Raw genomic sequence first — 4,776 nt, 5'->3', positions numbered from 1 at the left:
CCGAAGAAGACGAAGAAGACGGCGGCGAACAGGTCGCGCAACGGGGTGAGGAGACTGCTCGCACCCTCCGCCACCTCACCGGAGAGGGCTATGCCGACGAGGAACGCGCCCACGGCCGCGGACACGTGGAGTTCCTGCGCGATACCGGCGACGAGGAGCGTGAGGCCGAGCACGACGAGGAGCAGCATCTCCGCGTTCTTGGAGGAGACCGCACGGCTGATGTGGTGGCCGTGGCGCAGGGCCAGGAACAGGACGGCGCCGACGGTGCCCAGTGAGATCAGGAGCGTGATACTGCCGCCCGCCAGACCGACGCCCGCCAGCAGAGCGGTGAGGATCGGGAGGTAGACGGCCATCGCGAGGTCCTCCATGACCAGGACCCCGAGGACGACGGGTGTCTCGCGGTTGCCGAGGCGTCCGAGATCGCCCAGCACCTTGGCGATCACGCCTGAGGACGAGATCCAGGTGACGCCCGCGAGGGCCACCGCGGCGACCGGCCCCCAGCCGAGGACGAGGGCGGCCACCGCACCCGGCAGCGCGTTGAGCACGAAGTCGACCGCGCCGGAGGGGTATTGGGTCTTGAGGCTGCTGACGAGGTCCGATGCGCTGTACTCCAGGCCGAGCAGGAGCAGCAGGAGGATCACGCCTATCTCGGCGCCGGTGGCGATGAAATCCTCGCTGGCCCGCATCGGCACGACACCCCCGGTGCCGAAGGCGAGTCCCGCGAGCAGATAGAGCGGGATGGGCGAGAATCCGACCCGGCTCGCGAGTCGACCCAGCAGTCCGAGGCCCAGGATGACCGCGCCTAGTTCGATGAGCAGGGCTGTGGTGTCGTGCATGGGTGATCTACCCCCGGGTGATCAGGTCCGCAGCGGTGTACGCGACTTCGCGGGTACCGACGAAGTGCGGGCGGGTCCGTGCGGGAGCGGGCGCGAGCAGCTCCGCCGGCGGGGCGGGCGTGCTTCGGTCGTCAAGTGGAGGCCGTGGCCTGCGAGATCCGTGGTTCTGCCGGGATCGCGACCCTCATGAGGCCGCGCCCCTGAGGGAATCCTTGATTCCCTTGGGATCCGTGATGAAGTTCCGACCGGCTTCGACGCGAGGGTCGAGAGGGCCGCAGGCGCGGGGAGAAGCGCGGTCAGATCGCGTGGCGGGATTCAGGAACGCCGTCGCGCGCCGCGTTGTCGATCCGCGGGCAGCGATAAGGTCGGGCGAAGTGCGAAAGGGGGGCCGAGGTGCGGGGCAACCCCGAGAAGGGGCCGAGTCGGCTCATGGCGTCCCCCTTTCATGCGTCGAACACGACCAAGACTCGCTCTGATGAGCAGGAAAGCAATCATCGGAGCGGGCAGCTCTTGACCATAACTTTAGCGTATGCCAATTGACGCAGCGCGTTTCTTCTCCGGCATAAGCCGCATAACTACGGCCCTATCGGCTTGTTTTCAAGGTTCGGCCGGACGGACTCAGGGTTCGATCAGACCCACGCGAATGGCGTACCGGGTGAGTTCGAGGCGGTCCTTCAGGCCCAGCTTCTGCAGCAGGTTGGCGCGATGCCGCTCCACCGTCTTGACGCTGATGAACAAGAGATCGGCGATCTGCTGCGACGTGTTCCCCTCGGCGACCAGCTTGAGGATCTCCTCCTCGCGGTCGGTGATGGTGCGCTCGGGCACGCCGTCACCACGGCGGACGCGTTCCAGATGGTCCCGGATCAACGCCTTGAGCGCGCCCGGATAGACGAACGGTTCGTCGCGGGCAGCCGCCCTGCACGCCTCGACGAGATCCCGGTCGGCCACCGACTTGAGCACATAGCCGCAGGCGCCCGCCTTGAGGGCCTCGAAGAAGAACTGTTCGTTGTCGTACATCGTCAGGATCAGGATGCGCAGTTCCGGCTGGAGGCGGGCCAGTTCACGGGCCGCCTGCAGTCCGGTGAGCCGGGGCATCGCGATGTCCAGGACGGCCAGGTCGGGCTGTTCGGACTTCGCGAGGGCGACGGCCTCCGCACCGTCCCCGGCTTCCGCCACCACGGTCAGGTCGGGTTCACGGTCGAGGATCAGGCGGACCCCCCGCCGCACCAGGGCGTGGTCGTCCGCCAGCAGGATCCGGATGCCGCGCTCGTTCATCAGCCTCTCTCCGCAGTCGTGACCGGGACGTCCAGCCGCACCTCGGTCCCCCGCGCCCCGGCGGGAGCGACGGTCAGGTCCGCCCCGATGAGCAGGGCGCGCTCCCGCATGCCCCTGATCCCCGCGCCTTCCTCCGTGGCACCGATGCCGCGGCCGTCGTCCCGGATGACGAGGGTGACCCGGTCCTCGGTGACGCTGACGGCAAGACGGGCGCGTGCGGCGTCGGCATGCCGTACGACATTGGTCAGTCCTTCCTGCGCCACCCGGTAGATGACCAGTTCGGCATCGTGCCCCAGCGGAGGCAGACGCGACGGCACCTCGCTGCCGACCACCGTGTCGGCCCAGTCCGTGTACTCGTTGGCCAGTGACCTCAACGCGCTCACGAGCCCCAGCTCTTCGAGGACCCCCGGCCGCAGCCGTCGGGCGATGCGCCGGATCTCGTCCAGCCCCGCGCGGGTCGTCTCCTGGATGCGGTGCAGGTCCTCCCGCAGCGGCTCGGGGGCCTGGTCCGCCGCGGACTTGAGCTCCAGCAGCACGGCGGTCAGGGTCTGGCCGACCTCGTCGTGCAACTCCTGTGCGACCCGGCGCCGCTCGGCCTCCTGCGCGGACAGGGCCCGGGCCGCACTCGACGCGCGCTCGCCCTCCAGCCGGTCGAGCATCGCGTTGTACGTCTCGATCAGGCCGCCCACGTCGTCGGTACCGGACGCCGTGGGACGCACGCCGGGGCGCAGCAGGTCCGTGGTCGTCATGGCCCGGGTCACCCGCTGCAGTGGCGCGAGACCGATGCGCAGCAGCGCCGCGTTGGCCGTCAGCATCACCACCAGACCCGCGGCCAGGATCAGCGTCTCCGTCAGCAGCACCGGGGTCGATACGGTGACCGGGCCGAGCAGCAGGAGGGCCACCGCGGCGAGCAGGACCGTGGCGTTCAGCAGGAAGATCCGCCAGAACAGGGACACGGGTGCGGGACCTCCTCGCGTGAACGGTCGGCAACGGTAGGGCTGCCCTGCCCCCAGGCTTCCTGCTCGGCAGGGGTCGTGTCCATCGGGGACGACACCCATTCCGGCCCGTGGCCTGCGCCGACGCACCGCACACCCCCGAGTTCACGGGCCGCTGTCCCGGATGCATGGCGCGCTCCCCGGGATATGGGTGCCGGCCCTGATGGTGGGCGCGGACCGGCGCGGGAGACGGTGAGAAGGCGGGACCCCGGCCACGGCCGAGGACGGGCAACGCAGACCTCGGCCACGGCCGAGGGCGGGCGACGCAGAGCCCGGCGCAGGGAGGCCGCCGATGGATGTGACCACGTGGCTCGCTCTGATCGTGTTCGCCGCCGTGTACGTGCTCATCGCCACCGAGTGGGTGCACCGGGTGGCGGCCGCCCTGGGCGGCGCGATCGCCATGCTGCTCATCGGCGCCACCGACGCCGAGCACGCCTTCTACACCGCGCACGCCGGCATCGACTGGAACGTCCTTTTCCTGCTGCTCGGCATGATGCTGATCGTCTCCGTCCTCAAACGCACCGGTGTCTTCGAGTTCTTCGCGATCTGGGCCGCCCAGAAGGCCGGCGGGCGGCCGTACCGCCTGATGGTGCTGCTGTGCGCCGCGACCGCCCTGCTCTCCCCGTGGTTCGACAACGTCACCACGGTGCTCCTGATCGCCCCCGTGACCATCCTCGTCTGCCGCCGGCTCGGTCTGCCGGTGGCCCCGTATCTGATCGCCGAGGTGATGACCTGCAACATCGCCGGGGCCGCCACGCTGATCGGCGACCCGCCCAACCTCATGATCGGCTCGCGTGCCGACCTGTCCTTCAACGACTTCCTCCTGCACATGGCTCCGATCGTCCTGATCCTCCTGGCTGTGCTGCCCCTCCTCTTCCGTGTGATGTTCCGCAAGGCGTTCGTCGCCGACCCGGAACGCGCGCTGACGGTCCGGGAGCTCCGCCCGCGTGACGCGGTCAAGGACACCCGGCTGCTGGCCGTGAGCGGGGCGGTCATCGTGCTCGTGATGGCCGCGTTCGTCCTGCACACGACGTTGAGCCTGGAGCCCTCCGTGATCGCCATGACGGGTGGGCTGCTGCTCCTGGCCGCCTCCCGGGACGCGACGGTTCAGGTGGTCAAGGACGTCGAGTGGCAGACGCTCGCCTTCTTCGCCGGGCTCTTCGTGATGGTCGGGGCGCTCGTGCGCACCGGCACCCTCGAGGCGCTGGGCCAAGCCGCCGCGCGGGCCACCGACGGCCAGCTGTTCGGCACGTCCATGGCGCTGGTCTTCGGCTCGGCCGTGCCCTCCGCCGTCATCGACAACGTCCCCTTCGTGGCGTCCGTCAGCCCGGTCGTCGAGCAGATCGTCACCGCCGCCGGCGGGGGTGACGAGGCGCAGGTCCTGTGGTGGTCCTTCGCGCTGGGAGCCGACCTCAGCGGGAACGCCACGATCATCGCGTCCTCGGCGAACGTCGTCGTGATCGGCATCGCCGAGCGCGAGGGCGAGCACATCTCGTTCTGGCAGTTCAGCCGCTACGGCCTCGTCGTCACCGTGCTCTCCCTCGTCATCGCCTCTCTGTGGGTGTGGTTCCGCTATTTCGCCCTGCCCTGAGCCGCCCTGGCCCGCGTCGCCGTGCGCGGCCCTGCTCCCTACCACTCGACCTGTCCCGACGACCAAGTTCCCCTCCCCC

The 4,776-nt window shown here is 69.7% G+C and carries 4 protein-coding genes; 1 reads left to right on the top strand and 3 read right to left on the bottom strand.

The genetic code is table 11. From position 1 onward, the window contains the following. The 3 genes from AOK22_RS35985 to AOK22_RS35975 form a co-directional block, all read right to left on the bottom strand. Nucleotides 1-836, bottom strand: an 836-nt coding sequence (locus tag AOK22_RS35985; RefSeq protein WP_055702891.1) for a cation:proton antiporter, incomplete at its 3' end; no start/stop codon positions are given. A gap of 618 nt (nt 837-1,454) precedes the next feature. Beyond that, nucleotides 1,455-2,111, bottom strand: a complete 657-nt coding sequence (locus AOK22_RS35980; protein ID WP_055702890.1) for a response regulator — start codon at nt 2,109-2,111, stop codon at nt 1,455-1,457. Continuing rightward, complete coding sequence (locus AOK22_RS35975) at nt 2,111-3,067, bottom strand: HAMP domain-containing sensor histidine kinase (RefSeq protein WP_055702889.1); 957 nt, start codon at nt 3,065-3,067, stop codon at nt 2,111-2,113. The genes AOK22_RS35980 and AOK22_RS35975 overlap by 1 nt, the downstream gene beginning before the upstream one ends. A 331-nt stretch (nt 3,068-3,398) precedes the next feature. On the opposite strand from AOK22_RS35975, the gene AOK22_RS35970 reads away from it, so the two are divergent. Continuing rightward, complete coding sequence (locus AOK22_RS35970) at nt 3,399-4,697, top strand: ArsB/NhaD family transporter (protein WP_055702888.1); 1,299 nt, start codon at nt 3,399-3,401, stop codon at nt 4,695-4,697. Nucleotides 4,698-4,776: the final 79 nt, after the last annotated feature.

Origin of the sequence: Streptomyces silaceus (genome assembly GCF_001419745.1) — a bacterium.
GTDB classification, from domain to species: Bacteria; Actinomycetota; Actinomycetes; order Streptomycetales; family Streptomycetaceae; genus Streptomyces; species Streptomyces silaceus.
This window is presented reverse-complemented; position numbering and strand designations above follow the sequence as displayed.

Excerpts from the sequence above, each read along its gene's own strand:
- AOK22_RS35980 (WP_055702890.1), bottom strand. The coding sequence starts at position 2,111 with ATGAACGAGCGCGGCATCCGGATCCTGCTGGCGGACGACCACGCCCTG.
- AOK22_RS35970 (WP_055702888.1), top strand. The coding sequence starts at position 3,399 with ATGGATGTGACCACGTGGCTCGCTCTGATCGTGTTCGCCGCCGTGTAC.